The sequence below is a fragment of the Variovorax sp. YR216 genome, from assembly GCF_900107745.1.
Classification (GTDB): domain Bacteria; phylum Pseudomonadota; class Gammaproteobacteria; order Burkholderiales; family Burkholderiaceae_C; genus Variovorax.
This window is the reverse complement of the sequence record NZ_FNRO01000001.1, coordinates 35,176-58,594: the sequence shown is the minus strand read 5'-3', so window position 1 is coordinate 58,594 and position 23,419 is coordinate 35,176. Positions and strand designations below refer to the sequence as shown.

Sequence of the window (23,419 nt, the reverse complement as noted above, 5' to 3'; positions counted from 1 at the left end):
CCCCGTCATCATCATCAGCAGCGATCAGAAAGACGGCCCGAGCCGACGAGGAGACTCCCGTCGACGTTCCGGATGTCCTTGCACCCGCTCATGGCCAGCGCACTGTCGATTTCGCTCCTGAGCATCCCGATCGTCTGGCTGGCGCCTGACATCCCTCCGACCGCGGTGCCATAAAGCAGCACCCGACCGACCATCACCGCCTTCGCACCGGCGGCGATCAGCTTCAGTACATCGCTGCCTCGCCTCACGCTGCTGTCAGCCAGGATGGTCGCGCGGTCACCCACCGCTCGCGCTATCTCCGGCAGCACCTCGATGGGAGCCACCGCGCTGTCGAATGTGCGCCCGCCATGATTCGAAACCACGATGCCGTCCGCTCCGAGTTCGCACGCGAGGACCGCGTCGTCCGGGTGCAGGATGCCTTTCAGGACAAGGTTGCCCCTCCACTGCTCGCGCAACCAGCGCATGTGAGTCCAGCACAGGTCGTCCTGATACGCCAGTGGCTTGCTCGACGCGAAGATGGTGTCGCGGTGCCCCGCGGGATAGTTCGCGTACGAAGGCACGCTGCCGGAAGCCAGATAGCGGCCCAGAACGCCAAGGGCCCAGCGGGGATGGAGGGCGACGTCGCAAACGTTGCGCGGCGAGAACCTGAACGGCATGCCAAAACCATTGCGCAGGTTGTACTCGCGCTTGCTCGCAACCGGGCTGTCGAGCGTGACGACCAGGGTCCGCACGCCCAAGTTCCATGCCCGCGTCAGCAGGGCGCTCACGAGCTGCTCGTCCTGCCAGACGTAGACCTGGAACCAGACGTTCCCTTCACTCGCTTCGGTGATGTCTTCGAGAGAGTTGATGGCTTCCAGCGCAGCGCAGAACGGCAGGTTGTTCGCCGCTGCCGCCTTCGCCAGTTCGACCTCTCCGCGAAAGCGCACCAGTCCGGCACAAGCGGTCGGTGCGGCAATGATGGGAATGTCGCAGGCTTGTCCGAACAGAGTGACCGCCTGCGAACGGGTGCCACCGGCGGCCAACACCCGTGGCCGGATGCGCACCGCGTCGAAGGCCTCCCGGTTGTGCCGAAGACCGACCTCATCCTCGGTGCCTCTGTCGATGTATTCGAAGATGGCGCGAGGAAGCCGGCGCCTTGCGAGCTCCCTGAGTTCCGCATGATTCAGAAAGGCGTTCATGCTCGCGGTGTGTTCTCTGCGTCGCTGCGAATTCGGCAATGGGCGTTCCGCAGCAACACATGCTAGTCGGTTCAGACGGACTGCAAACGAGCCGTCTCAAAGTTCAGTCGTACTCCTACAGCCACTCTGGCGTGGCAGTGCCCAGAATCGATCGAATCGACTCTGTGAGGGGCACCTTGTGTGATGCGTGGATCCGATTGCATGACCTTGCGCCATTGGGTGGCCTGCCATGCGCATGCGACGCCTTCGGCACCTGCATTGCTCGCGCCCGGGTCTCCCGTTGTCACCTATGGCGATCTCTCAAATACCGTCTCGCATGTGCAAGCGTGGCTGGCGTCGAACGGCATGGTCGCCGGTTCTCGCATCGCCCTTTGCCTGCCTCATGGCATGGCGCTCGCCATTGCGGTGCTGGCCGTGGGCTGCCACACCACCGTGATGGCGCTGCATCCTGGGCTGACGGAGCCTGAGCTGGCTGCCTTGCTGGCCGACGCGCGCGCCGATGCGGTGCTGGGTCTGCCCGATGATCCGCTTCCTGCGCGTCTCGCGCGGCAACAGGGAATCACGTACCTCACGCTCGATCTCGAACGGCTGCTGTCCAGCCCGACGGAGATTCACGAGGACGAGACCGACACGCGCGCCGGTCCCCTGCCGGATGACACGGCCTTCGTTCTCTTCACGTCCGGCACCACCGGGCAGCCCAAGCGCGTGCCGCTCACCCATCGGCAGGTCCTGGCCTCCGCGTACAACATCGCGCGGCATCTGGCCCTGACTCCGGACGATCGTGGCTTGTGCCTGATGCCGCTCTTCCACAGCCACGGTCTGGTGGGAGGACTGCTCGTGCCGCTCGCGGCCGGATCGTCCGTCGTGTGCACACCCGGCTTCGACGGTGCTGCATTCATGTCGTGGATCGGCGGGTTCGCGCCCACGTGGTACACCGCGGCCCCGACGATCCACCGGGCAATCGCCGATCTGGCAGACGAGGCCGACGGCGTGCCGTCGAACCACAAGTTGCGTTTCATCCGCTCGGCCTCCTCGGCGCTGCCGCCCGAACTGCAGCAGCGGCTGGAGCGCCTCTGGGGCGTACCGGTCATCGAGTCCTATGGGATGACCGAGTCTGCGACCCAGGTGGCAAGCAACCCGCTGCCACCCGGACTGCGCAAGCCCGGATCGGTCGGCTTGCCCGCGGGCGCCAGGTTGCGCGTCATCGACGATGACGGCATCGATCAACCAGCAGGGGACGTCGGCCGCATCGCGGCCCGCGGGCCCGTGGTGTTCAGCGGCTACGAGGATGCGCCAGCAGTGAATGCCGCAGCCTTCAGGGACGGCTGGTTCGTGACTGGCGACCTTGGCTGGTTCGATGCCGACGGCTACCTGTACATCGTCGGACGCGATGGCGACACCATCAATCGCGGGGGCGAAAAGTTCGCGCCCTTCGAGATCGAGCAGGCGCTGCTGCGCCTGCCCGCCGTGGCCCAGGCGGTCGCCTATCCGGTGCAGCACCCCACACTGGGCGAAGACGTGCACGCGGCCGTGGTGCTCACGCGCGGCAGCGACGCTCATCCGCACGCCATTCGCATGGCACTCTTCGGGACCATCGCCGACTTCAAGGTCCCCGCACGCATCCACATCCTGGACGAGATTCCCGTCGGTGTCGGCGGGAAGCTGCAACGCCGCCGCCTCCACGAGAAGATCGAGGGCACAGCGGCCGCATCGAGCGGCACCGCGCGCGCCTTCAGCGCCATCGAGGCGCGCGTCGCGGCGCTTTTCGCCGGCCTGCTGGGCCGTCCGGTCGCCAGCCCTGACGACAACTTCCTTGCACTGGGCGGCGACTCCCTGTCGGCGGCGCGACTCGCGCAACGGGTCAATGAGGCCTGGGGCGTCGATCTGTCCGCTTCGGCCGTGCTGGCCGCACCCACCGTCGGCGCCTTCGCGGCGCTGCTCCATGACGCCATCGACGAGGCCGATGCCCTTGGCGATGCCCTGCAGAACGAGATCGATCAACTCACTGACGAGGACATCGAGCGACTTCTCCACCACGGCCCCTAGCCGCCACCCCTTGCTGCCACGCCATGGATGATGCTTTCGACCCGAATCAACCCCCGCAGGAAAGCTGGGACATCGACATGGCCGTTGTCCGGCGTCGCCTGCTTGCGCGAAAGCTCCAGCAGCAACACGCCCAGCCAGCGCCCCGCCCCGCGCCCGGGCCGCAGCAGGACGCGCCGCTGTCATTCGCGCAGGAGGGACTCTGGTTCCTCGATCTGCTGGCGGCCGGCAGCGCCGCCTACAACATCCACTCGATCACGCGGCTGCAAGGGCCGCTGCACGCCGGGCGCCTCGAACAGGCCTTGCGTGCGCTGATCGCCCGCCACCCCAGCCTGCGCACATCCTTTCATGCGACAGAGCAGGGACCGGTGCAGCGCCTCATGCCGGTCGCTGAAGCCCTGGAGCGCTTTGGCGTCACGCATATCGATGCAACGGCGCGGGACGCCTCGGATGCGATGCTTGCCGAGCACATCGCGGCCAGCATCGCCAGCCCCTTCGACCTGTCGCAGGCGCCCCTGCTGCGCGCCGACCTGTTGCGCCTCGGGCCGGAGCATCACGCTCTGGTGCTGGTGGTCCATCACATCGTCGCGGACGGCTGGTCGATGAGCATCATCCATCGCGAACTCGGCCAGCTCTACGCCAGAAGCGATGCAACGCCGACGCTGCCCGAACCGGGCCTCGACTTGCGCGAGCATGCACGACAGCAGCGCGAGCGATACGAATCCGGCGCGATGGCCGCTGCGCTGGACTACTGGCGCAAGAAGCTGCACGACCTGCAAACCCTGCGACTTCCTACCGACAGGCCGCATCCGCCGCAGGCCGGTTCGGCGGGCCGGGCCCTCGCGTTCAGCATCGACGCAGAGCTCACGGCCGCGGTGCGCGCCTTTGCAACGCGGCAGGACGCCACGCTCTTCATGGCCCTGCTCGCGGCGTTTCAGTCGCTGCTCGCGCGCTACACGGGCCAGAACGACATTGCCGTCGGCGTACCGCTCGCAGGACGAGACGACCCGCGTGCGCGCGACGTGGTCGGCTTCTTCGTCAACACGCTGGTCCTTCGGGCCGAATTCAGCGCAGAGGCCTCCTACGTCGACCTGGTGCGGCGCAGCCGCGAGGCGACGCTGGAAGCGCTGACGCATCAGGCGATGCCCTTCGACCAGTTGGTCAGCGAACTCCGACCCCTGCGCGACGCGAGCCGCAACCCTCTCTACCAGGTGTCCTTCGCGCTGGAGAACTTCGGCCACCGTGTCCTCCAGCTCGAGGGCCTGCACAGCGAGCGGCTGGCCGTGCCATCGCAAAGCGCCAAGTTCGACCTGTCGCTGAACGTGATCGAGACCGGAGCATCCCTCGAAGCCGAGATCGAATACCGCACCGACCTGTTCGATGCACAGACCATCGCGCGCATGGCGACGCATTTCCGCCGGCTTCTGGCGGCCATGGTGGCGGAACCGGAACGCCCGGTGGTCCGGCTGCCGTTGCTGGACGAGGCCGAGCGGCAGCGGCTGCTCGTCGAATGGAACGACAGCGACCGCCCGTACGCCAACGACCGGCCGGTGCACTTGCATGTTCGCGACCAGGCGCTCCGGACGCCGCAAGCGATCGCGCTGCGCTTCGGGCAGGACACCATGAGCTTCGCCCAGCTCGACGCGTTGTCGCAGCAGCTCGCCCGACGGCTGCGGCGCAAGGGCGTGGGACCGGGCGCCGTGGTCGGCCTTTGCATGAAACGCAGCTTCCGCCTGGTGGTCGGACTGCTCGCCATCTTCGAGGCCGGCGGGACGCTGTTGCCGCTCGATCCGGACCATCCGCCCGACCGGCTGCGCGCAATGCTCGCCGATGCCGCGCCCGTGCTCGTGCTCGCGGAGGCCCCCTTCGGCGAGATCCTGCGGAAACTCGATGCGCTGCCGACGCTCGAGATCCTCGAAGTGCAGGCGGACGGCGGCGAGATGCCGCGCGAGCCGCTCACTGCGCTCGAAGAACTCAGCCGGCCCGAGCATCTCGCCTACCTCGTCTACACCTCCGGTTCGACCGGGGCGCCCAAGGCCGCGCAACTGACGCACAGGGGCCTTTGCAATCACGTGCTCTGGATGAACGACGTGCTGCGGCTCACCCCGGAAGACCGCGTGCTGCAGAAGACTTCGCTCAGCTTCGACGCATCGCTCTGGGAGTTCCTCTCGACCCTGAGTTCGGGCGCAGAGCTGGTTCTCGCGCAACCCGACGCGCACCGTGACATGCCCTTGCTGGCCCAGGCCATTCGCGAACACGGCATCACCGTCGTCCAGTTCGTGCCATCGGAGATGCGCATGATCCTCGACGAGCCGGCGATGCATCGCCCCACTCGCCTGCGCTATGTGCTGAGTGGCGGCGAAGCGCTGGACAGTGCGCTGGCCCGCGCGTTTCGCACGAGGCTGCCCGGCGTCACGCTCGGTAACTTCTACGGACCCAGCGAGGCCACGGTGGACAGCGCCTGGTACGAGTTGGGCGATCGGCTGCCGGAACGCCGCATCGTGCCCATCGGCCGCCCCATCGCCAATGCGCAGCTCTACGTGCTGGATGCCTGGCTCCAGCCGCAGCCGGTCAATGTCGCGGGCGAACTCTACGTGGGTGGCGTGGGCGTCGGCCGCGGCTATCTCAACCGGCCGGCGCAGAGCGCCGAGAAGTTCGTGCCGAATCCCTTCCGGCCCGGCGAGCGCATGTACTGCACCGGCGATCTGGCCCGGTGGCTGAACGACGGCGTTGTCGAATTCATCGGACGCAACGACCACCAGGTCAAGCTGCGGGGCTTCCGCATCGAACTGGGCGAGGTCGAGGCCGGCATCCTCGGCTGCCCTGGCGTGCGTGCGGCCGCCGTGCTGCTGCGCGAGGACCTGCCGGGGCACAAGGAGCTGGTCGCCTACGTCGTGGGCGAGACCGAAGCGGATGTGGACGCCGACGCGTTGCGCGCCGAACTCAAGGCACGTCTGCCCAACTACATGATGCCGGCCGCGTTCGTGTCCTTGCCCGCGCTGCCGCAGCTGCCCAGCGGCAAGATCGACCGGCGCCGCCTTCCGCAACCCGACCCCGGCGCGACCGTTTCCAACCGGCTCGGCCCGCGCTCGCCGATCGAATCCGTGCTGCTGGAGACATGGCAAGCCGTGCTGGGCAGGTCCGGATTCGGGGTGCGGAACAACTTCTTCGACCTGGGCGGGCATTCGCTGCTCGCGACCCAGATCGCCTCCAGGATCAGCGCGACCTTCAAGGTCGACCTGCCGGTTCGCAGCCTGTTCGAGCACCCGACGATCGAGGCGCTGGCCCCGGTGGTTGGAGCGCTGCTCGTCCAATCGGCAGGGGGCGAGGCGGCAGGCACCAGTCCCATCGCCGTCGTGTCGCGCACGCGGCCGGCGCTCGTTTCCTTCTCGCAGCGGCGCATGTGGACCCTGCACGAGATGGACCCGCGCGGCGCGGCCTACAACATGCGCGAGGCCCTGCGATTGCGTGGCCCGCTGCGGCGTGACGTCCTGCGCGCTGCGCTCGACGAACTGGTTGCGCGGCACGAAGCCTTCCGCACCACCTTCGAGCTGGCCGGTGCCGAGCCCATGGCCGTCGTCGGACAGCCGCAGGCCGCGAACCTGATCGAGGTGGATGCGCGCGCGTGGCCCGAACCGACGCGCGAGGCGCAGCTCGAGAGCGAGGCCCGGCACATCGCTGCACAGCCTTTCGACCTGGTCCTGGGTCCGCTGCACCGCTTCGCCCTCATCCAGCTCGGCGAGCAGGACCATGCGCTCGTGCTGGTGATGCACCACATCATCGGCGACGCCTGGTCATGGGGCATCCTCCTGCGCGAGCTGCAGGCGATCTATCGCGCGGGTGTGCATGGAAAGGCGCCGCCCCCGCCGCCTGCGCGCGCGATCGATTTCATCGACTACGCGAACTGGCAGCGCAAGCACCTCGACGACGGGGTACTCGCGCCGCAAGTGCGCTACTGGCTGCGGCAACTTGCAGGCATGAGCCCGCTGAACCTTCCGGTCGACACCTCCGCGGTGCAGCGCTTCACCAGCCAGGGCGCGCGCGTGCGACAGGCTTTCTCGGCCGGCTGGTTCGCGCAGATCCAGCACTTCAGCGCGCAACACGGGATGTCGCCCTTCATGACGCTGCTGGCAGCCTTCCAATGGCTGCTCTCGCGCTATTGCGGGCAGGACGATGTCGCGGTCGGCACGCCGATCGCCGGCCGCAACCGCGTCGAGGCCGAAGACGTGATCGGCTCGTTGATCAACACGCTGGTGCTGCGTTGCGTCGTGCAGCCCGGGCAGAGCTTCCGCGAGCTGCTGCAGCAGGTGCGCGAAACCTGCCTGTCGGCCTTCACCCACCAGGAGGTTCCCCTGGACGACCTGGTCGGCTATCTGCGCGAGCACGGCCAGGGCGGGCGCATCCCCGAGGTGCGCGTCATGTTCAACGTGCTCAACACGCCCAGCCCGGCATTGGCATTCGAAGGGCTCGAGGTCGACTACATGCCGCTCGGTCTCGGGGCGACGCAGTTCGACCTGGCGCTCACCATCGACACCGAGGGCGAGCACGCCCTCTCCCTGACCTATTCCACCGAGTTGTTCACGGCCGCGACCATGCAGGCCTTGCTGGACAACTACCTGCATGTGCTGCAGTGCCTCCTCCACGAGCCGGACCGGCCGATGCGGGAGCATGCGCTTTCGAGCCCCCGGGAACTGGCCAGGTTGGCCGCATGGAACCAGACCGCACGCGCCTACCCGCGCGACCACACGATCAATGACCTGCTGGCCCGCCAGGCCGGCACCGAAGGCATTGCCCTGCTGCAACATCCAGGCGATGCGACGACCTACGCGCAGCTGTGGTCGGGTGTGCATCGGCTCGCGCGTGCGCTGCGCCAGCGCGGCGTGCATCGAGGCCAGCGGGTCGGCCTCTGCCTGCAACGCGATCCCGGCATGGTGATGGCGCAGCTCGCCGTCCTCGAAGCCGGGGCCGCCTATGTGCCGCTCGACCCCTCCTACCCGCAGCTGCGGCTGCACGACATGGCCCGCCACGCGGGGCTGTCGCTCCTGCTGACCCGCAGCGACCTGTCCGGGCACTGGCACGGGCTGTCGCTGCCGATGCTCCTGCTGGACGAGGCCGGGCACGACGCCGCGCCCGACACCGCGTTGCCGCCGGATGCCGAACGCGACGCGCGGCCGGAGGACCCGGCCTATGTCATCTACACCTCCGGATCCACCGGCAGGCCCAAGGGCGTGACGGTGCCGCACCGGGCGGTGGTGAACTTCCTGCTGTCGATGCAGCACGAACCCGGCCTGCGCAAGGAGGACGTCCTGGTCGCGGTGACCACGTTGAGCTTCGACATCGCCGTGCTCGAGCTGCTGCTGCCGCTGTCCGTCGGCGCCACCGTCGTGCTCGCCACCCGCGAGCAGGCCACCGATGGCGCGGCCCTGCGTGTCTTGCTCGAACAGTCGGGCGCGACCGCGATGCAGGCAACGCCGGCGACCTGGCAGATGCTCATCGACGCAGGCTGGAACGGTGCCCCCGGCTTCAAGGCGCTGATCGGCGGCGAGAGCCTGAGCGAGCACATGGCGCAGGCCCTGTCCGATCGCACCGGCGAACTGTGGAACATGTACGGTCCGACCGAGACCACCGTGTGGTCCACCTGCTGGAAGGTGCCGCGAGCAACGGGGGCGATCTCGATCGGAAGGCCGATCGCCAACACCAGCGTGCACGTGCTCGACGAGCACGGCCAGCCCTGTCCCATCGGTTGCGCCGGCGAGATCTTCATCGGCGGCGACGGAGTGACGCTGGGCTACCTCAACCAGCCCGGGGCGACGGCCGAGCGCTTCGTTCCGGACCCGTTCAGCGCGGCCCCCGGCGCGCGGCTGTACAAGACCGGAGACCGTGGCCGATGGCGCCACGACGGCCTGCTCGAACACCAGGGACGACTCGACTTCCAGGTGAAGGTGCGCGGCCACCGCATCGAACCCGGCGAGATCGAAGCCCAGTTGCAGGCGCTCCCCGAGCTCTCGCAATGCCTGGTGATGGCCAGGGAGGACCTGCCGGGCGACGTGCGCCTGGTGGCCTACGTCATCGCGACGGAAGGCACCGCCATCGACGTCGCGCGCCTCAAGGATCATCTCAGGGGCCGGCTGCCGGACTACATGCTGCCTCAGCATTACGTGACGCTGCAGTCACTGCCGCTGCTGCCCAACGGCAAGATCGATCGGCATGCGCTTCCTGCGCCCCAACCCGAATCGCGCGGCGACCCAGTCTTCCTCCGCGAGGGGCGCACACCTGCCGAGGCTGCGCTCGCCGGCGTGTGGGCCGAGGTGCTGGGCATGGACGTGGACGAGATCGGTCCGCGCGACAACTTCTTCGATCTCGGCGGCGACTCCCTCAAGGCCGGGCGCACGATCATCCACTTCGAGCGCACCTCGGGGGTCCGGCTTGAAACCCAGCGCCTGATCTACGAGACGCTGGCGCAGATGGCCCGTGGCATCGAGCTGTCGGATGCGGAGATGCCGGCCCGGGCGGCCGGGACCGCCGGAGATTCCTGGCTGAAGCGGCTCTTCAGAAGCCGGCCGTGAGCAGGGCCGGATGCCCGGCGGGAGCGGTCGCCAAAAGTCACTGACGCCCCTACACTGGCGGCCCGACCGATTGCGCCGCCTCGCCATCCGAGCGAAGACTGCCTCCCCGGCGCCGCAAGCGAACCTGCCCACGACACCGAGGAAAAGCCCATGCTCAAGTTCCTGTTCCGATGGCTCGCGATCTCTCTTGTTGCCGGCGCGGCGCACGCGCAAGTCCAGCCCTTTCCACCCGGCTTCAAGACGCAGGAGCTCGCCGTCAACGGCACCACGCTGCATGTCCGTGTCGGCGGCAGGGGGCCGGCGGTCACGCTGATTCATGGGTACGGCGAGACTGGCGACATGTGGGCACCGATGGCCGCCGACCTGATGAAGGACCACACCGTCGTCGTACCGGACCTGCGCGGGATGGGCCTGTCGGCGCACCCGCCGGGCGGCTTCGACAAGAAGAACCAGGCCGTCGACATCGCGCAGGTCCTCGACAAGCTCAAGATCGACAAGACCGATCTCGTCACCCACGACATCGGCAACATGGTCGGCTTTGCCTTCGCCGCGCAGTACCGCGACCGCGTCGGGCGATTCGTGCTCATCGACGCGCCCGTTCCCGGCGTCGGCCCCTGGGAAGAGATCCTGAAGAACCCGCTGCTCTGGCACTTCCGCTTCGGCGGTCCGGACATGGAGCGCCTCGTGGCAGGCCGCGAGCGGATCTACCTGGACCGGTTCTGGAACGAGTTCTCCGCCGACCCGAAGAAGTTCGACGAAGCCTCGCGCCGTCACTACGCCAAGCTCTATGCGCTGCCCGGCGCCATGCATTCGGGCTTCGCGCAGTTCGCCGCCTTCGATCAGGACGCGATCGACAACAAGGCGTTCCTGGCCCAGGGCAAGCTCACCGTTCCGGTCCTGGCCGTGGGCGGCGAGAAGTCGTTCGGGCCGACCATGGCGGTGGTCATGCGCGCCGCCGCGGACAACGTGACCGAGGGCATCGTGCCCGCATCGGGCCACTGGATCATGGAAGAGAACCCGAAGGCCACCGTCAAGCTGGTGCGGGAGTTTCTGAACGGCGCGAACTGAGTCGACGTCCGTCCATCACGGCTTCTGCTCGACCAGCTGGCTGCGCGAGACGCCTGACGGGCTGCGCGCACCGATCAGCGCCATGTTGCGCATGATCTCGGACGCGAGGATATCGATGGCATGCCGCACGCCGGCCTCGCCCGCCACGGCGCCGGCGTAGTTGAACGGCCGGCCCACGAAGACGAACTTCGCACCCAGCGCGAGCGCGAGCAGCACGTCGTTGCCGCGACGAAAGCCGCTGTCGATCATCACGGGATAGTCGCCGTCGCCGAGCGCTTCGACGACCTTCGGCAGCATGCGCATCGGCGAGGCGGCGCCGTCGAGCTGCCGCCCGCCATGGTTCGACACGATGATGCCGTCCGCCCCCTGCTCTCGGGCCAGCAGCGCATCGCGCGGATCGAGGATGCCCTTGACCACCAGTTGCCCCGTCCAGCGTTTGCGGATCAGCGCGAGGTGTTCCCAGTTCAGATGGTCGCGGGCGCCGAAGTCGCGCATCACGCTGGACGAAAGGATCGGCGCGCCGCGCGAAGCCTGCGAATTCTCGAAGTGCGGCATGCCGTGCCAGAGCAGCGTGCGAAGCGCGGTCTTGCAGAGCCACCCCGGATGCGTGATGCCGTCCAGCGCCAGCCGCAGGCCCGGGCGCAGCGGCGTCGAGAATCCGGCGCGGATGTTGTTCTCGCGGTTGCCCGACACGGGCGTGTCCACCGTGACCACCAGCGTGCCGAAACCGGCGCGCTCCACGCGATCCAGCAGCTTCAGGATGCGCTCCGGCTCGCCGGGCACATAGGCCTGGAACCAGGCGTGCGGATTGGCGCGCGCGACGTCCTCCATCGGGATCAGCGAGGTGCCGCTCAGGATCATCGGCACATTCGCGGCCGCTGCGGCCTGCGCCTGCACCAGGTCGCCGCGGTAGGCCGACAGTGCGCTGATGCCCATCGGCGCGATGCCGAACGGCGCCGCGTACCGGTGGCCGAGCAAGGGTGTGGCCAGCGTGCGAGCGGCGGTGTCGACGAGGACGCGCGGCACCCACGCGTAGTCTTCGAATGCGCTGCGATTGGCGCGCAGCGAGCGGTTCGTCTCGCAACCGCCGGACACGTACGCGAAGATGGGCTTGGGCAGGAAGCGCCGCGCCGCGTCCTCGAAGTCATCCAGTGACAGCACGCAGCGCAGTTGGCGCGGCAGCTTCTTCGCCGCGTTCGCGTTCGGCGCCGACGAGCTCGGTGCGGCGACGTCGTCCAGGCTGGTCGAGACCGGCGTCACGGCTGCGCTCACACCGGCAGGCCCTTGGCGCGCAGCGTCGCGTCGAAGCGCTCGGGATCGGATTTGCCTGCCGCGTTATCGGCGCGGATCTTCGCCTCCTTGACCAGATGTGCACGGCTGCGCACGAGGATGTCGGCGCATTCCGAAGCGGGGATGGCAATGACGCCATCGGCATCGCCGACGATGAGGTCGCCGGGCAGCACGGCCATGCCGGCGCAGGCGATCGGGATGTTGATCTCGCCGGGGCCATCCTTGCTCGGACCGCGATGCGTATGGCCGCGGGCAAAGATCGGCATGCCGTCCTCCGCCCACTCGCACAGGTCGCGGACCGCGCCGTCGATCACGAGACCGCCGAGGCGCTTGAAGACACAGGTGGTGCGGATCAAGCCGCCGACGAGCGCCTGCGACACATCGCCGCCGCCATCGATCACGAGCACATCGCCGGGCTGCACCATCATCAGCGCCTTGTGGATCATCAGGTTGTCGCCCGGACGCACGCGCACCGTCACCGCCGGGCCACACAACACGGTGTCGAGCCGCGCGTGGTACTGGCGCAGGCCGACGGTGCCGACATTACGGCTCATCGAATCACCGATCGCCGCGACCGGGATATCGCGGAAGGCGGCCACGATCTCGGCCGCCGGCCCTTCGGCGCGCGGATGGATGCGATAGCCGGCGGGCCATTGGACGGTGGGTTCGGTGCTCATGGAATCTCCGGAAACGATGAAATGCGGAATGGAAGGAATCAGGAAAAGACCTGCGGGTTGACGCAGGCGGAGGGATCGACCGGCGTTCCCCGCAGCCAGCCGAGCACGTTGCGCGCAGCCCCGCTGGCCATGCCGGCCAGTGCGGCCGGGGTGGAGCCACCCACATGCGGCGTCAGCACGACGTTCGGCAATGCGGCGAGCGAACTGCCTGCCGGCAACGGCTCGGCCGCCATGGTGTCGAGGCCGGCGGCGTGAAGCTGGCCGGTCTGCAGCGCGGTGACGAGCGCCGATTCGTCGATCACTTCGCCACGCGCCGTGTTCACGAGAATGGCGCCCCGTCGCATCGCGCCGAACTGCGCCGCGCCGAGCATGTTGCGCGTGTGCCTGTTCAGCGGCACATGCAGGCTCAGCACATCGACCACCGGCAGCATGGCGTCGAGCGTGGGCATCAACCGCACGCCTTCGACGGGGCTTGCTCCGTCCGCCAGGGCCGGATCGAAGGCCACGACCTCCATGCCGAGCGCCTGGCACACCGTGGCGACGCGCTGGCCGATCTGGCCGAAGCCGACCAGCCCGAGCGTCTTGCCGTGCAGCTCGATGCCATCCTGCGCACGCGACCAGCGGCCGGCGTGCAGCTCGGCATCCATCCAGCCGATGCGCCGCGCGGCAGCGAACATCAGGCCCAGTGTCATCTCCGCCACCGATTGCGCGTTGGCGCCCGGCGTCACGTACACCGGGATGCCGCGCGACGTGGCCGCATCGACATCGATGTTGCTCACGCCGACGCCGTGCTTGGAAATGACCTTGAGCGTCGGGCACGCGGCGATCGCCCGGGCGGAGAGCTCTACCGTGCGCGAGATCACCGCATCGACAGGCTGCGTCGCCATGATGTGCTCGACCTCTTCCGTGCCGTCCGGATCGGAGAGATAGAGGACCTGCGCGCCCGCCTGCGACAGCAGATCGACACCGGCCTTCGCAAGCTTGGGCGCCGTGACCAGGATGGTTGGATTCACTTGTTCTTTCCCGTCGATGCTCAGTCGAGCTTGATGTTGGCTTCGCGGATCAGCGCGCCCCATTTCTGGTGCTCGCTGCGGATGTAGTCGGCGAACTGCTTCGGCGTGGATTCGGCCGCCGCGGTGCTGCCTTCCACGGCCAGCTTCTCGACGACGTCGGGCCGCTTGAGGATCTTCTGCACCTCGCTGTTGATGCGGTCGACCACCGCCGGCGGCGTGCCGGCCGGCGCGACGAGGCCGGTCCAGGTGATGGCGTCGAAGCCCGGGTAGCCCGACTCCGCGACGGTGGGCACCGCGGCCAGTTGCGGCACGGTCTTCAGCCGCTGCGGCGAGCTGATCGCCAGTGCGCGCACCTTGCCGCCGGCAAGCTGCGGAATCGCGACCGGCGTGTTGGCGAAGTTCAGCTCCACCTGGTTGCCCAGCAGGTCCGTCATGGCCGGGCCCGCGCCCTTGTAGGGCACGTTGAGGATCTTGATGCCCGCGCGACGCTCGAGCATCTCGCCCGCAAGGTGGCCGACAGTGCCGTTGCCGGCGAGCCCGATGCGCATCGACTCCGGCTTGGCCTTCGACGCGGCGACCACGTCGGCCAGCGTCTTGTAGGGCGACGACACATTCACCAGCAGCACCACCGGCTGCGAAGCGACCGGCGCGATCGGCGCGAAATCCTTCAGCGGGTCGAAGGGCATCTTGGTGTACAGGGCCGGATTGATCGCGAGGTTCGCGGTCTGCCCGAGGCCGAGGGTGTAGCCGTCGGGCGGGGACTTCGCGACCGCATCGAGCCCGATGTTGCCGCCCGCGCCGGGCTTGTTGTCGACCACGATCGTCCAGCCGGCCTGCGTGGTCAGCTTCTCGGCCAGGAGGCGCGCAACGAAGTCCGTTCCGCCGCCGGGCGGGAAAGGAACGACCAGCTTGATCGGCTTGGCGGGCCAGGCCGTCTGGGCAAAGCTGCTGCAGGCCACCAATGCAAGGGCAGCGCCCGCGATCCAGCGTTGTGAACGATTCATCTGCATGTCTCCAAGTCTCCTGTTGATAGGTCGGATTCTCGAAATCTCGACTCATTCCGTCCATTCGATAATGTTCATCTTTCGATTCCTCGGAGATATGAATGGACATCCAGCTTCGGGATCTGCGCTATTTCGAGGTTGTGGCCGAGTTGGGGCACGTCGGGCAAGCCGCGGACAAGATCGGGCGCACGCAGCCGGCGCTGACCAAGGCGATCCAGCGGCTGGAGGAAGCCTTCGGCGCGGTGCTGTTCGAGCGCCAGGGCCGCGGCATCCGGCTCACGCCGGTCGGCGAAGTGCTGCTCGCTCGTGCGCGGGTGCTGCGCGGCGCGACCGAGGAGGCACTGCGCGAGGTCGGCGATTTCGCCAAGGGCAATGCGGGCCACGTGCGCATCGGCAGCGGGCCCATCGCGGCGGACCATGTGCTGCCCGAAATCTGCAGCCTGTTGCTGGCAGAAGCCAGCGAGACCACCATCGACATCACCGTCGCGCCGAGCATCGCCTTGCGGGAACGGCTGCGCGAAGGCGCGATCGACCTGCTCATCGGGCTGATGCCCCAGCACGACGACGACTTCGTGGCGCACTCGATCGTGGAGGACGTGGTCGTGGTCGCGACCAGCCCGGATCACCCGGTCTTCAAGCTACCGAAGATCACGATGGAGTCGCTGCTCGAGTGGCGCTGGGTGCTGCCGGTGAACTCGATCGTGAGCCGGCAGTGGCTCGATGCGGCCTTCCGCTCGCGAGGCCTGCCGACGCCGACGGCGCAGATCGACGCCAACTCGATCCCGCTGCTGCCGCGGCTGATCGCGCGCACGCATCTGCTGAGCTTCCTCTCGCGACACACGCTGAATGCGAGTGGTGCAGCAAACGCGCTGCGCGAAGTGCCGCTGAAGGAAACGACGCTGCGACGCCACCTGGGCGTCACCTATCGCAAGGAGGGCTACCTGTCGCCTGCCGCGCAGCGCCTCGTGGCACTGCTGCGCACGCGCGGCAAGCGGCTCTACACCTCAGCGTTGGCGTGACGGCGCGGCGTCGGGCCTTGCGGCCTGCGCGCGGACATCCTTCGCGAGCATCCACGCGGCGGCGGTGGTGGCGAGGATCTTGGCGATCGGCGTGACTTGCATGTGGACTGACTGGCGGGAACTCATGGGTTCCCGGGAATCTAGCGGCCGCACATGGCAGTGTGATGACGGTCAGCGCCGCAGGTTGAGCTTGTAGCGGAAGGTGTCCGCGCGGTAGACCGCCAACTCGACATGGATCGGCCCGCCGTCCGCGACGTGCAGCAGCCGTTCCACCTCCAGCACCGGCGCACCCGGTTCGAGATGCAGCAGCTTCGCCTCCTGCGGCCGCGCAAGGCCGGCGCCGATCGCCAGTTGCGCCTCGCCGATCTTCAGGCCGCCCTCGTGCTCGAAGACGTCGATCAGGTCGCGCTGCGAGAAATCCACGCGGGACAGTTTCTCGCCCAGGAAGCGCGGCAGGTACGAGTTGTTGACCGACAGTGGCTTGCGGTCGAGGTAGCGCAGCGTCTGCAGGTGGTAGACGCTCTCGCCGGACGGCAGCCCCAGCTGCCGCGCCACCGCGGCCGGCGCCTTCACTTCGCGCCACATCAGGCGCTTGCTGCTCACCGAGTGCTGCTCCATCGCCAGCGCTTCGTTCAGCCCTTCCAGCCGGTTCAGGCTCTGCGCCGCCTTCGGATGGGACACGAACGCACCCTTTCCGTGCAGCTTGACGATCAGGCCCTCCGACTGGAGTGCACCGAGCGCCTGGCGGACGGTGATCCGGCTCACGCCGTGCTCGGCCGTGAGCTCGGACTCCGACGGCAGCTTGGCGCCCGGCGCGAGGCGTCCGTCGAGGATGCGCGCGCGCAAGGCGTCGCGCAGCTGGGCATGCAGCGACTGAGGCAGCTCAGACATGGCGGACCCCGATGGCGTCCCTGGCATGCGGCTTGCATGACTTGTTATAACTTGTCATAACGAGTATTCTCTCGCACCGTCTGGGTGCTTTTTCTTTTCGTTCATTCATCGTTCGAGGAAATAAACCATGCCTGCTACCCACATCCGCCTTCGCTCCTTCGCTGCCGCGCTCTTGCTCGGCGTCACTGCCGGGGCCGTCCAGGCCGAGGGCTATCCCACCAAGCCGATCTCGTTGATTGTGCCGTTCTCGGCCGGCGGCGGCGTCGATGCCACGGCACGCCTGCTCACGCCCAAGCTCGGCGAGATCCTGAAGCAGCCGGTGGTGATCGAGAACGTCGCCGGCGCCGCCGGCACCATCGGCACGCAGAAGGTGGCGCGCGCGCCCGCCGACGGCTACACGCTGCTCTTCGCGGTGGCCAGTCCGCTCAACGTCGCGCCGCTGGTCGCCCCCTCGGCGGTTCGCTACGACACGTTCAAGGACTTCGTGCCGGTCGCGACGGTGGGCACCTCCCCCTTCGTGCTGATCGGCAAGACGGCGCTGCCCGCTCGCACCGCGGCTGAACTCATCCAGCTCGCAAAGTCCCAGCCGGGCAAGCTCAACTTCGGCACCGACGGCGTCGGCACCTCGCTGCACATCACCGCGGAGATGTTCAAGCAACGCGCCGGCATCGACATCGTGCACGTGCCCTACAAGTCAGGCCCGCAGGTGCTGACCGACGTGGCCGGCGGCCAGGTCGACCTCGCGGTGCTGCCGCTGACGCTGGCGCAGCCTTTCATCAAGGAAGGCAAGGTGCGGGCGTTCGGCGTGACCTCGCCGGCGCGTTCGCCTTCGGCGCCCGACATTCCCACGCTGGCGGAGACGCCGGCCCTCAAGGACTTCGAGATGGACTCCTGGCTCGGCGTGCTCGCCCCCGCCAACACGCCGCCCGCGGTGATCGCCGCCTGGACGGCCGCGCTGGATGCCACCATCAAGGACCCCGAGATCGCGCGCAAGCTCGCCGACGTGGCCGTGAAGCCGCAACTGATCCGCGGCCCCGCCTTCGGTGAATACCTCGCGAAGGAGCGCAAGGCCATCGCGGGCGTGGTGCAGACCGCCGGCATCAAGGCCGAATAAGCGGAAGACCGACGCATGCCCCTCACGCTCACCGGCGCCTGGATGGTGCTGCCCGCCATCGTGCTGGCCGGCGCGCTGATCGGCGCCACCGGCATCGGCGGCGTGCTGCTGGTGCCGGTGCTCACCACGCTCGGTGGCGTGCCGCTGCCGCAGGCGATCGCCGCCGCATCGCTGGGCTTCGCGCTGCCGGCGCTCGTCGCGCTCGGCCCGTTGCGCCGCGAGCCGGCGCTGTTGGCGCGTTGCGCTCCACTGCTGGGCGGTGCGCTGCTGGGCGCGGGCGCAGGGGCTTTCCTGGTGCGCTGGATGCCCGGCACCGCACTGATGGCGGGCGTGACCGTGCTGGTCCTGTTTTCCGGCTGGCGCGGCCTGCGCGCATCGGCGACCGCGGCGACGCATGCCGAAGTGCGGCTTGCACCGGCTGCCCTGTTCGCCGTCGGCACGCTCGTGGGCATGGGCTCCGCGCTCACCGGCACCGGCGGGCCGGTGCTGGTGCTGCCGCTGCTCATGCTGCTCGGGCAGCCGCTCCCTTTTTCCGTGGTCGCCGCGCAAGCGATCCAGCTCCCGGTGGCTCTGGCGAGCAGCACGGTGCACGCGATCGAAGGCCGGCTCGAACCGCGCCTCGCCCTGCTTGCCGGCCTCCTGATGCTCGCAGGCTCGATCGCGGGCCAACGCGCGGCAGCCCGCCTCGACCGGCTGCAATTGCAGCGGCTGGTCTCCCTGCTCCTCCTGTCGGTGGGCGCCTGGTTCGCCTGGCTGCTGCTGTCATGAACCTTCACCCGGATCCATCATGCTTTCACGCGAACACCTGAACACTTCCGGCGACCTGCTGCTCGCGCCCGAGTGGCTCATGCTTTCCGAAGGCCCGCGCCAGGACATGGCGGTGGTCGTGCGTGGCGGCCGCTTCCTCGCGGTGGGCCCGCTGGCCGAAGTGCATGCGGCGCACCCCTCGCTCGCGCCGGTGGCGCTGCCGCAGCACCTGCTGATGCCGGGCCTCATCGACACCCACACCCACCTGACCCAGTCCTTCGGCAAGGCGCTGGCCTTCGGCGAGCCGTCGGAAATCTTCCGCCGCATCTGGGTGCCGATGGAGTCGGTGCTCGACGCGCACGCGGCCTATCTCGCGACCAAGCTCTCAGCGCTCGAATCGCTGCGGGGTGGCTTCACCACGGTGGTCGACGCCGGCACGCGCTCCGAAGCCGGACTCGATGCAGTCGCCTCCGCAGTGCGTGACGTGGGCATCCGCTGCGTGCTCGGCAAGATCTGCAACGACGCCGGACTCGAAGGCGACGAGGCGGCTGCTCGTCGCATCCTCGATTCAGCGCAGGGCTTCCTGGCGCAGCTCGAACACGATCCGCTCGTGCACCCCTCGCTGGCGATCTCGATCCCCGAGGCCGCGACCGACCGCATGCTGCGCGAGGTGGCCGCGCTGACCCGGGAGAGCGGCCGGCGCTTCCAGACCCACGTCAACGAGCACCTCGCCGCCGTCGAGCGATCGCTGGTCGCACGCGGTCTCAGGCCGCTCGAACTGCTGCATGCATGCGGCGCGCTCAACGAATCGGCGCTGCTCGCGCATGCGACCCTGCTCACGCCTCGCGAGATCGGCCTATTGCGCGACAGCGGCGCGGCCGTTGCCTACAACCCCGTCGCCAGCCAATGGAAGGGCAATGCGGTGCTCGATGCCGGGCTGATTGCGATGCTGGGCGTGCCCTTCGGCCTGGGCACCGACGGAACGCGCGCGGACGGCTTCCGCCTCATGGACGCGGCCGAGGCCACGCAGCGCCTGACGCACGGCCTGGCCAACGGGGACTCGTCCTGCGGCGGCGGCTGGCTCTGGCTCGACCACGCCACCCACGGCGGCGCGGTGGCCGCGGGCCTGGGCAGCGTGACCGGACGCATCGCGCCGGGCCTGGCCGCGGACTTCCTGCTGGTCGACCTCGACGTGCCGGAGTTCGTGCCGAGCTGGGACCTGGGCTGGGAACTGGTGCGCTTTGCCAACCGCGACCAGATCGCTGCCGTCTTCGTCAACGGCGCCATGCGGCTGTGGAAGGGCTGGCCGGTCGACTGGGATGCGCGCGCCCTGATGCGCGAAGTCGCGGACATTGCCCGCCGCGACGTGCAGCGCGCGCCGATCCAGCGCGTTCATCCGGTGTCCGACACGCACAGGGCGCAGCAAGCGAAGTAGCGTCCCGCCTCGATCATTTCCAAATTGAATCGCGGCATGTCGCGATTCAATTTGACGCTGCACCGGTGGTTTCTGAAAACTCGCCGGATGCAGGAACAACGAATTGCCTTCTACAAGGGGCCGGCCGGCGGCTGGGGCGCGCTGCGCAGCGTCACCAACACGCTGCTCAAGCAGGACATCCCGATCAAGGGCGCGCGCACGATGCTCTCGGCCAACCAGCCCGACGGCTTCGACTGCCCCGGCTGCGCCTGGCCGGACCGCAATCACGCATCCAGCTTCGAGTTCTGCGAGAACGGCGTGAAGGCCGTCGCGGCCGAGGCCACCGCGCGCCGCGCGGGCCCCGAACTGTTCGACCGCCACACCGTGGCCGAACTCGCCAGGCAGAGCGACTTCTGGCTCGAAGACCAGGGCCGCCTGACGCACCCGATGGTCTACGACGCCCCAAGCGACAAGTACCGCCCCATCGCATGGGACGACGCCTTCGCGCTGATCGCGCGCCATCTGGGCGCACTGCCCGATCCGAACCAGGCGATCTTCTACACCTCGGGCCGTGCGAGCAACGAGGCCGCCTTCCTCTACCAGCTCTTCGTGCGCGAGTTCGGCACCAACAACTTCCCCGACTGCTCGAACATGTGCCACGAGCCCAGCGGCAGCGGCATGCGTCCGCAGATCGGCGTGGGCAAGGGCACGGTCACGCTCGATGACTTCGAGAAGGCGGATGCGATCTTCATCTTCGGCCAGAACCCGGGAACCAACCACCCGCGCATGCTCGGTGAGTTGCGTGCGGCCCATCGACGTGGCGCGAAGATCGTCAGCTTCAATCCGCTGCGCGAGCGCGGGCTCGAACGCTTCGCCGATCCACAAGACAAGCTCGAGATGGCGACGATGGGCTCGACACCCATCAGCACGCATTACTTCCAGCTCCGCGTGGGCGGCGACTTCGCGGTGGTCAAGGGGATGATGAAGCACCTCGTCGAGCGCGAGGATGCGGGGGACGCGGTGCTGGACCATGCCTTCATCGCGGAGCACACCACCGGCTTCGAGGCACTGGCCGCCGACCTGCGCGCCGAATCGTGGCCGCTGCTGGAGCAGGAATCCGGTCTCAGCGAGGCGCAGATTCGCGCCGCAGCCGATGTGTACCGCCACGCGCAGCGCGCGATCGTCTGCTGGGGCATGGGCATCACGCAGCATGTGCACGCGGTCGCGACGATCCAGATGCTGGTCAACCTGTTGCTCATGCGCGGCAACATCGGCCGCGAAGGCGCGGGCCCCTGCCCGGTGCGAGGCCACAGCAACGTGCAGGGCGACCGCACCATGGGCATCTGGGAAAAGCCGCCCGCCGCGCTGCTCGATCGCCTGCGCGACGTGTTCGGCTTCGAGCCGCCGCGCGACAACGGCTTCGACACGGTCGAATCCATCCGCGCCATGCTCGCCGGCAAAGGCAAGGTCTTCTTCGCACTCGGCGGCAACTTCGCAGCGGCCACGCCCGACACGCCGACCACCTGGAAGGCGCTGCAGAAATGCAATCTCACGGTGCACGTGACGACCAAGCTCAACCGCAGCCACGTGGTGCACGGGCGCGAGGCATTGATCCTTCCCTGCCTCGGCCGCACCGAGATCGATGAGCAGGCCGGCCGCGCGCAGGGCGTGACTGTCGAGGACTCGATGGGCATGGTGCACATCTCGGGCGGCATCAATCCGCCGGCATCGGAGCACCTGTTGTCGGAACCCGCCATCGTCGCGCGACTCGCGGCTGCGACCATCGGCCAACGCAGCCGGACGCCATGGCTCTGGCTGATCGAGGACTACAGCCGCATCCGCGACCGCATCGAGGCGGTGTTCGACGACTTCCACGATTTCAACCGGCGCGTGTCGGTGCCCGGCGGCTTCCGCCTGCGCAACGCAGCGAGTGAACGCGTGTGGGAAACGCCCACCCGCAAGGCGAGCTTCGCGGCGCATGCGGTGCCGCAGGACACGCCTTCGCACCTCGCCCGTGAACGGGTGCGCGACGCGATCGTCTTCACGCTGCTCACCACGCGCTCCCACGACCAGTACAACACCACCATCTACGGGCTCGACGACCGCTATCGCGGCGTGTTCGGCCAGCGCCGCGTGGTGTTCATCCACAAGGATGACATCCGCGCGCTGGGCTTCAAGGACGGCGACTGGGTCGACATCCGCACCGTGTGGGACGACGGCGAGGAGCGCCACGCGGACCGGTTCCGCCTGGTGGCCTATGACATTCCGCGCGGCAATCTCGCGGCCTACTACCCCGAGACCAATCCGCTGGTGCCGCTCGACGCCGTGGCGCGCAATGCCGGCACGCCGGCGTCCAAGTCGATCCCGGTGATCCTGACGCTGCACGAACTCGCGCCGGAGCCCGAAGCGGCCGCCGACGAGGTGACGGTGTGAGCGCGCTCATCGACGACATCCCGCTGGCGCAGCTTGCGCCGCCGTTGTCGCGGCATCCGGTGCACGTGGTCGGCGAAGCAGGCGCGCCCGCCGCCGGCCGCCACTGCAACGACACGCTGGCCGCCGAAGTGCCGGTGGCGCTGGTCTTCAACGGCATCTCGCACGCGGTGATGATGGCCACGCCTGCCGACCTGGAATCGTTCGCGCTCGGCTTTGCGCTGAGCGAAGGGTTCATCGACCATGTCCGCGATTGCCGCGACATCGAAGTGCGCGTCGTCGATGCCGCGGATTCCGGGCTGCCGGAAGGCCTCGACGGCATCGAGGTGCGCCTCGACATCTCGCCCCGCTGCTTCGAGCGCCTCAAGGGCCGCCGGCGCAGCATGGCCGGGCGCACGGGCTGCGGCATCTGCGGGGTCGAGAGCTTCGCGGCGCTCGATCTCGCGCCCTCCCCGGTCGCGCGGCGCGCGTGGATCGACCGCGTCGACCTGCCGACGGTCCTCCGCGCCTTCGCTTCACTGCCCGCGCGACAGGTGCTCAACGCCGAGGCCGGCGCGATCCACGCCGCCGGCTGGTCCACGCTGAACGGCGAGCTCACCGACGTGCTCGAAGACGTCGGACGCCACAACGCGCTCGACAAGCTGCTCGGCACGCTCGCGCGCGCGGGCCGGCTCAGCGAGCCCGGCTTCGTCGTCATGTCGAGCCGCGCGAGCCACGAACTGGTGCGCAAGTGCGCCCGCCTCGGCATCGCGGCGCTGGCGACCATCTCGGCTCCGACCGCGACCGGCGTGCAGGTGGCTCAGCTTTCCGGGCTGCGCCTGTGGGGCCTGTGCCGTGCGCCGCGCGGCGTGCTGTACGCGCCGGGCCCCGCCGTCCTCTGACCCAGCCATCGGGCCGATGCGGATGGCGCATCGAGCCGATTGATGTCCAATCCGCTGCACATCACATCAACGAAGGATAGGCAG

General features: G+C 68.5%; 16 protein-coding genes. 9 read left to right on the top strand and 7 right to left on the bottom strand.

Annotated elements, in window-relative coordinates:
- Positions 1–14: 14 nt before the first annotated feature.
- Positions 15–1,178, bottom strand: a complete 1,164-nt coding sequence (locus tag BLW05_RS00235) for an alpha-hydroxy acid oxidase (RefSeq protein WP_093158229.1) — start codon at positions 1,176–1,178, stop codon at positions 15–17.
- A gap of 201 nt (positions 1,179–1,379) precedes the next feature.
- Here BLW05_RS00235 and BLW05_RS00230 point away from each other — a divergent pair, with 201 nt between their 5' ends.
- The 3 genes from BLW05_RS00230 to BLW05_RS00220 all read left to right on the top strand — a co-directional run bounded on the left by BLW05_RS00230 (position 1,380) and on the right by BLW05_RS00220 (position 10,855).
- The gene (locus tag BLW05_RS00230; protein WP_177142522.1) at positions 1,380–3,224 is read left to right on the top strand and encodes a non-ribosomal peptide synthetase; all 1,845 of its coding nucleotides are present in this window, start codon (positions 1,380–1,382) and stop codon (positions 3,222–3,224) included.
- 23 nt (positions 3,225–3,247) lie between these two features.
- On the top strand, positions 3,248–9,787 hold the full coding sequence (locus BLW05_RS00225) for a non-ribosomal peptide synthetase (protein ID WP_093158225.1): 6,540 nt from the start codon (positions 3,248–3,250) through the stop codon (positions 9,785–9,787).
- Positions 9,788–9,937: 150 nt separating this feature from the next.
- Positions 9,938–10,855 carry an alpha/beta fold hydrolase gene (locus BLW05_RS00220; protein WP_093158222.1) on the top strand — a complete coding sequence of 306 codons (918 nt, stop codon included), beginning with the start codon at positions 9,938–9,940 and terminating at the stop codon, positions 10,853–10,855.
- Positions 10,856–10,870: 15 nt separating this feature from the next.
- On the opposite strand, the gene BLW05_RS00215 is transcribed toward BLW05_RS00220, so the two are convergent.
- From BLW05_RS00215 to BLW05_RS00200, 4 genes are read right to left on the bottom strand one after another with little or no spacing between them, the layout of a single operon-like run.
- Positions 10,871–12,094 carry an alpha-hydroxy acid oxidase gene (locus BLW05_RS00215; RefSeq protein WP_093160313.1) on the bottom strand — a complete coding sequence of 408 codons (1,224 nt, stop codon included), beginning with the start codon at positions 12,092–12,094 and terminating at the stop codon, positions 10,871–10,873.
- A gap of 29 nt (positions 12,095–12,123) precedes the next feature.
- Positions 12,124–12,822 (bottom strand): RraA family protein, encoded by a 699-nt coding sequence (locus tag BLW05_RS00210; protein ID WP_093158219.1) that lies wholly within the window; start codon positions 12,820–12,822, stop codon positions 12,124–12,126.
- A 38-nt stretch (positions 12,823–12,860) separates the two neighbouring features.
- Positions 12,861–13,835: a hydroxyacid dehydrogenase gene (locus tag BLW05_RS00205; RefSeq protein WP_256329926.1), complete on the bottom strand. Its 975-nt coding sequence runs from the start codon at positions 13,833–13,835 to the stop codon at positions 12,861–12,863.
- Positions 13,836–13,855: 20 nt separating this feature from the next.
- Entirely contained in the window at positions 13,856–14,839 is a 984-nt protein-coding gene (locus tag BLW05_RS00200) for a Bug family tripartite tricarboxylate transporter substrate binding protein (protein ID WP_093160310.1), read from the bottom strand.
- A 101-nt stretch (positions 14,840–14,940) separates the two neighbouring features.
- Here BLW05_RS00200 and BLW05_RS00195 point away from each other — a divergent pair, with 101 nt between their 5' ends.
- The gene (locus tag BLW05_RS00195; protein ID WP_093158214.1) at positions 14,941–15,858 is read left to right on the top strand and encodes a LysR family transcriptional regulator; all 918 of its coding nucleotides are present in this window, start codon (positions 14,941–14,943) and stop codon (positions 15,856–15,858) included.
- Here BLW05_RS00195 and BLW05_RS35830 read toward each other — a convergent pair.
- A complete protein-coding gene (locus tag BLW05_RS35830) occupies positions 15,844–15,984 on the bottom strand; it encodes a hypothetical protein (RefSeq protein ID WP_177142521.1) in 141 nt (46 codons plus the stop codon). The genes BLW05_RS00195 and BLW05_RS35830 overlap by 15 nt on opposite strands.
- Before the next feature lie 45 nt (positions 15,985–16,029).
- Positions 16,030–16,749 carry a GntR family transcriptional regulator gene (locus BLW05_RS00190; RefSeq protein WP_177142520.1) on the bottom strand — a complete coding sequence of 240 codons (720 nt, stop codon included), beginning with the start codon at positions 16,747–16,749 and terminating at the stop codon, positions 16,030–16,032.
- A gap of 127 nt (positions 16,750–16,876) precedes the next feature.
- Here BLW05_RS00190 and BLW05_RS00185 point away from each other — a divergent pair, with 127 nt between their 5' ends.
- The 5 genes from BLW05_RS00185 to fdhD all read left to right on the top strand — a co-directional run bounded on the left by BLW05_RS00185 (position 16,877) and on the right by fdhD (position 23,335).
- Complete coding sequence (locus tag BLW05_RS00185) at positions 16,877–17,863, top strand: Bug family tripartite tricarboxylate transporter substrate binding protein (protein WP_093158208.1); 987 nt, start codon at positions 16,877–16,879, stop codon at positions 17,861–17,863.
- 15 nt (positions 17,864–17,878) lie between these two features.
- Positions 17,879–18,631 carry a TSUP family transporter gene (locus BLW05_RS00180; protein WP_093158205.1) on the top strand — a complete coding sequence of 251 codons (753 nt, stop codon included), beginning with the start codon at positions 17,879–17,881 and terminating at the stop codon, positions 18,629–18,631.
- A 19-nt stretch (positions 18,632–18,650) separates the two neighbouring features.
- A complete protein-coding gene (locus BLW05_RS00175; protein WP_093158202.1) occupies positions 18,651–20,045 on the top strand; it encodes an amidohydrolase family protein in 1,395 nt (464 codons plus the stop codon).
- 87 nt (positions 20,046–20,132) lie between these two features.
- Positions 20,133–22,457, top strand: a complete 2,325-nt coding sequence (locus BLW05_RS00170; RefSeq protein WP_093160307.1) for an FdhF/YdeP family oxidoreductase — start codon at positions 20,133–20,135, stop codon at positions 22,455–22,457.
- Between the two features lie 59 nt (positions 22,458–22,516).
- On the top strand, positions 22,517–23,335 hold the full coding sequence (fdhD, locus tag BLW05_RS00165; RefSeq protein WP_256330030.1) for a formate dehydrogenase accessory sulfurtransferase FdhD: 819 nt from the start codon (positions 22,517–22,519) through the stop codon (positions 23,333–23,335).
- Positions 23,336–23,419 lie beyond the last annotated feature (84 nt).

Excerpts from the sequence above, each read along its gene's own strand:
- BLW05_RS00235 (WP_093158229.1), bottom strand. The coding sequence starts at position 1,178 with ATGAACGCCTTTCTGAATCATGCGGAACTCAGGGAGCTCGCAAGGCGC.
- BLW05_RS00230 (WP_177142522.1), top strand. The coding sequence starts at position 1,380 with ATGACCTTGCGCCATTGGGTGGCCTGCCATGCGCATGCGACGCCTTCG.
- BLW05_RS00225 (WP_093158225.1), top strand. The coding sequence starts at position 3,248 with ATGGATGATGCTTTCGACCCGAATCAACCCCCGCAGGAAAGCTGGGAC.
- BLW05_RS00220 (WP_093158222.1), top strand. The coding sequence starts at position 9,938 with ATGCTCAAGTTCCTGTTCCGATGGCTCGCGATCTCTCTTGTTGCCGGC.
- BLW05_RS00210 (WP_093158219.1), bottom strand. The coding sequence starts at position 12,822 with ATGAGCACCGAACCCACCGTCCAATGGCCCGCCGGCTATCGCATCCAT.
- BLW05_RS00200 (WP_093160310.1), bottom strand. The coding sequence starts at position 14,839 with ATGAATCGTTCACAACGCTGGATCGCGGGCGCTGCCCTTGCATTGGTG.
- BLW05_RS00195 (WP_093158214.1), top strand. The coding sequence starts at position 14,941 with ATGGACATCCAGCTTCGGGATCTGCGCTATTTCGAGGTTGTGGCCGAG.
- BLW05_RS35830 (WP_177142521.1), bottom strand. The coding sequence starts at position 15,984 with ATGAGTTCCCGCCAGTCAGTCCACATGCAAGTCACGCCGATCGCCAAG.
- BLW05_RS00190 (WP_177142520.1), bottom strand. The coding sequence starts at position 16,749 with ATGTCTGAGCTGCCTCAGTCGCTGCATGCCCAGCTGCGCGACGCCTTG.
- BLW05_RS00185 (WP_093158208.1), top strand. The coding sequence starts at position 16,877 with ATGCCTGCTACCCACATCCGCCTTCGCTCCTTCGCTGCCGCGCTCTTG.
- BLW05_RS00180 (WP_093158205.1), top strand. The coding sequence starts at position 17,879 with ATGCCCCTCACGCTCACCGGCGCCTGGATGGTGCTGCCCGCCATCGTG.
- BLW05_RS00175 (WP_093158202.1), top strand. The coding sequence starts at position 18,651 with ATGCTTTCACGCGAACACCTGAACACTTCCGGCGACCTGCTGCTCGCG.
- BLW05_RS00170 (WP_093160307.1), top strand. The coding sequence starts at position 20,133 with ATGCAGGAACAACGAATTGCCTTCTACAAGGGGCCGGCCGGCGGCTGG.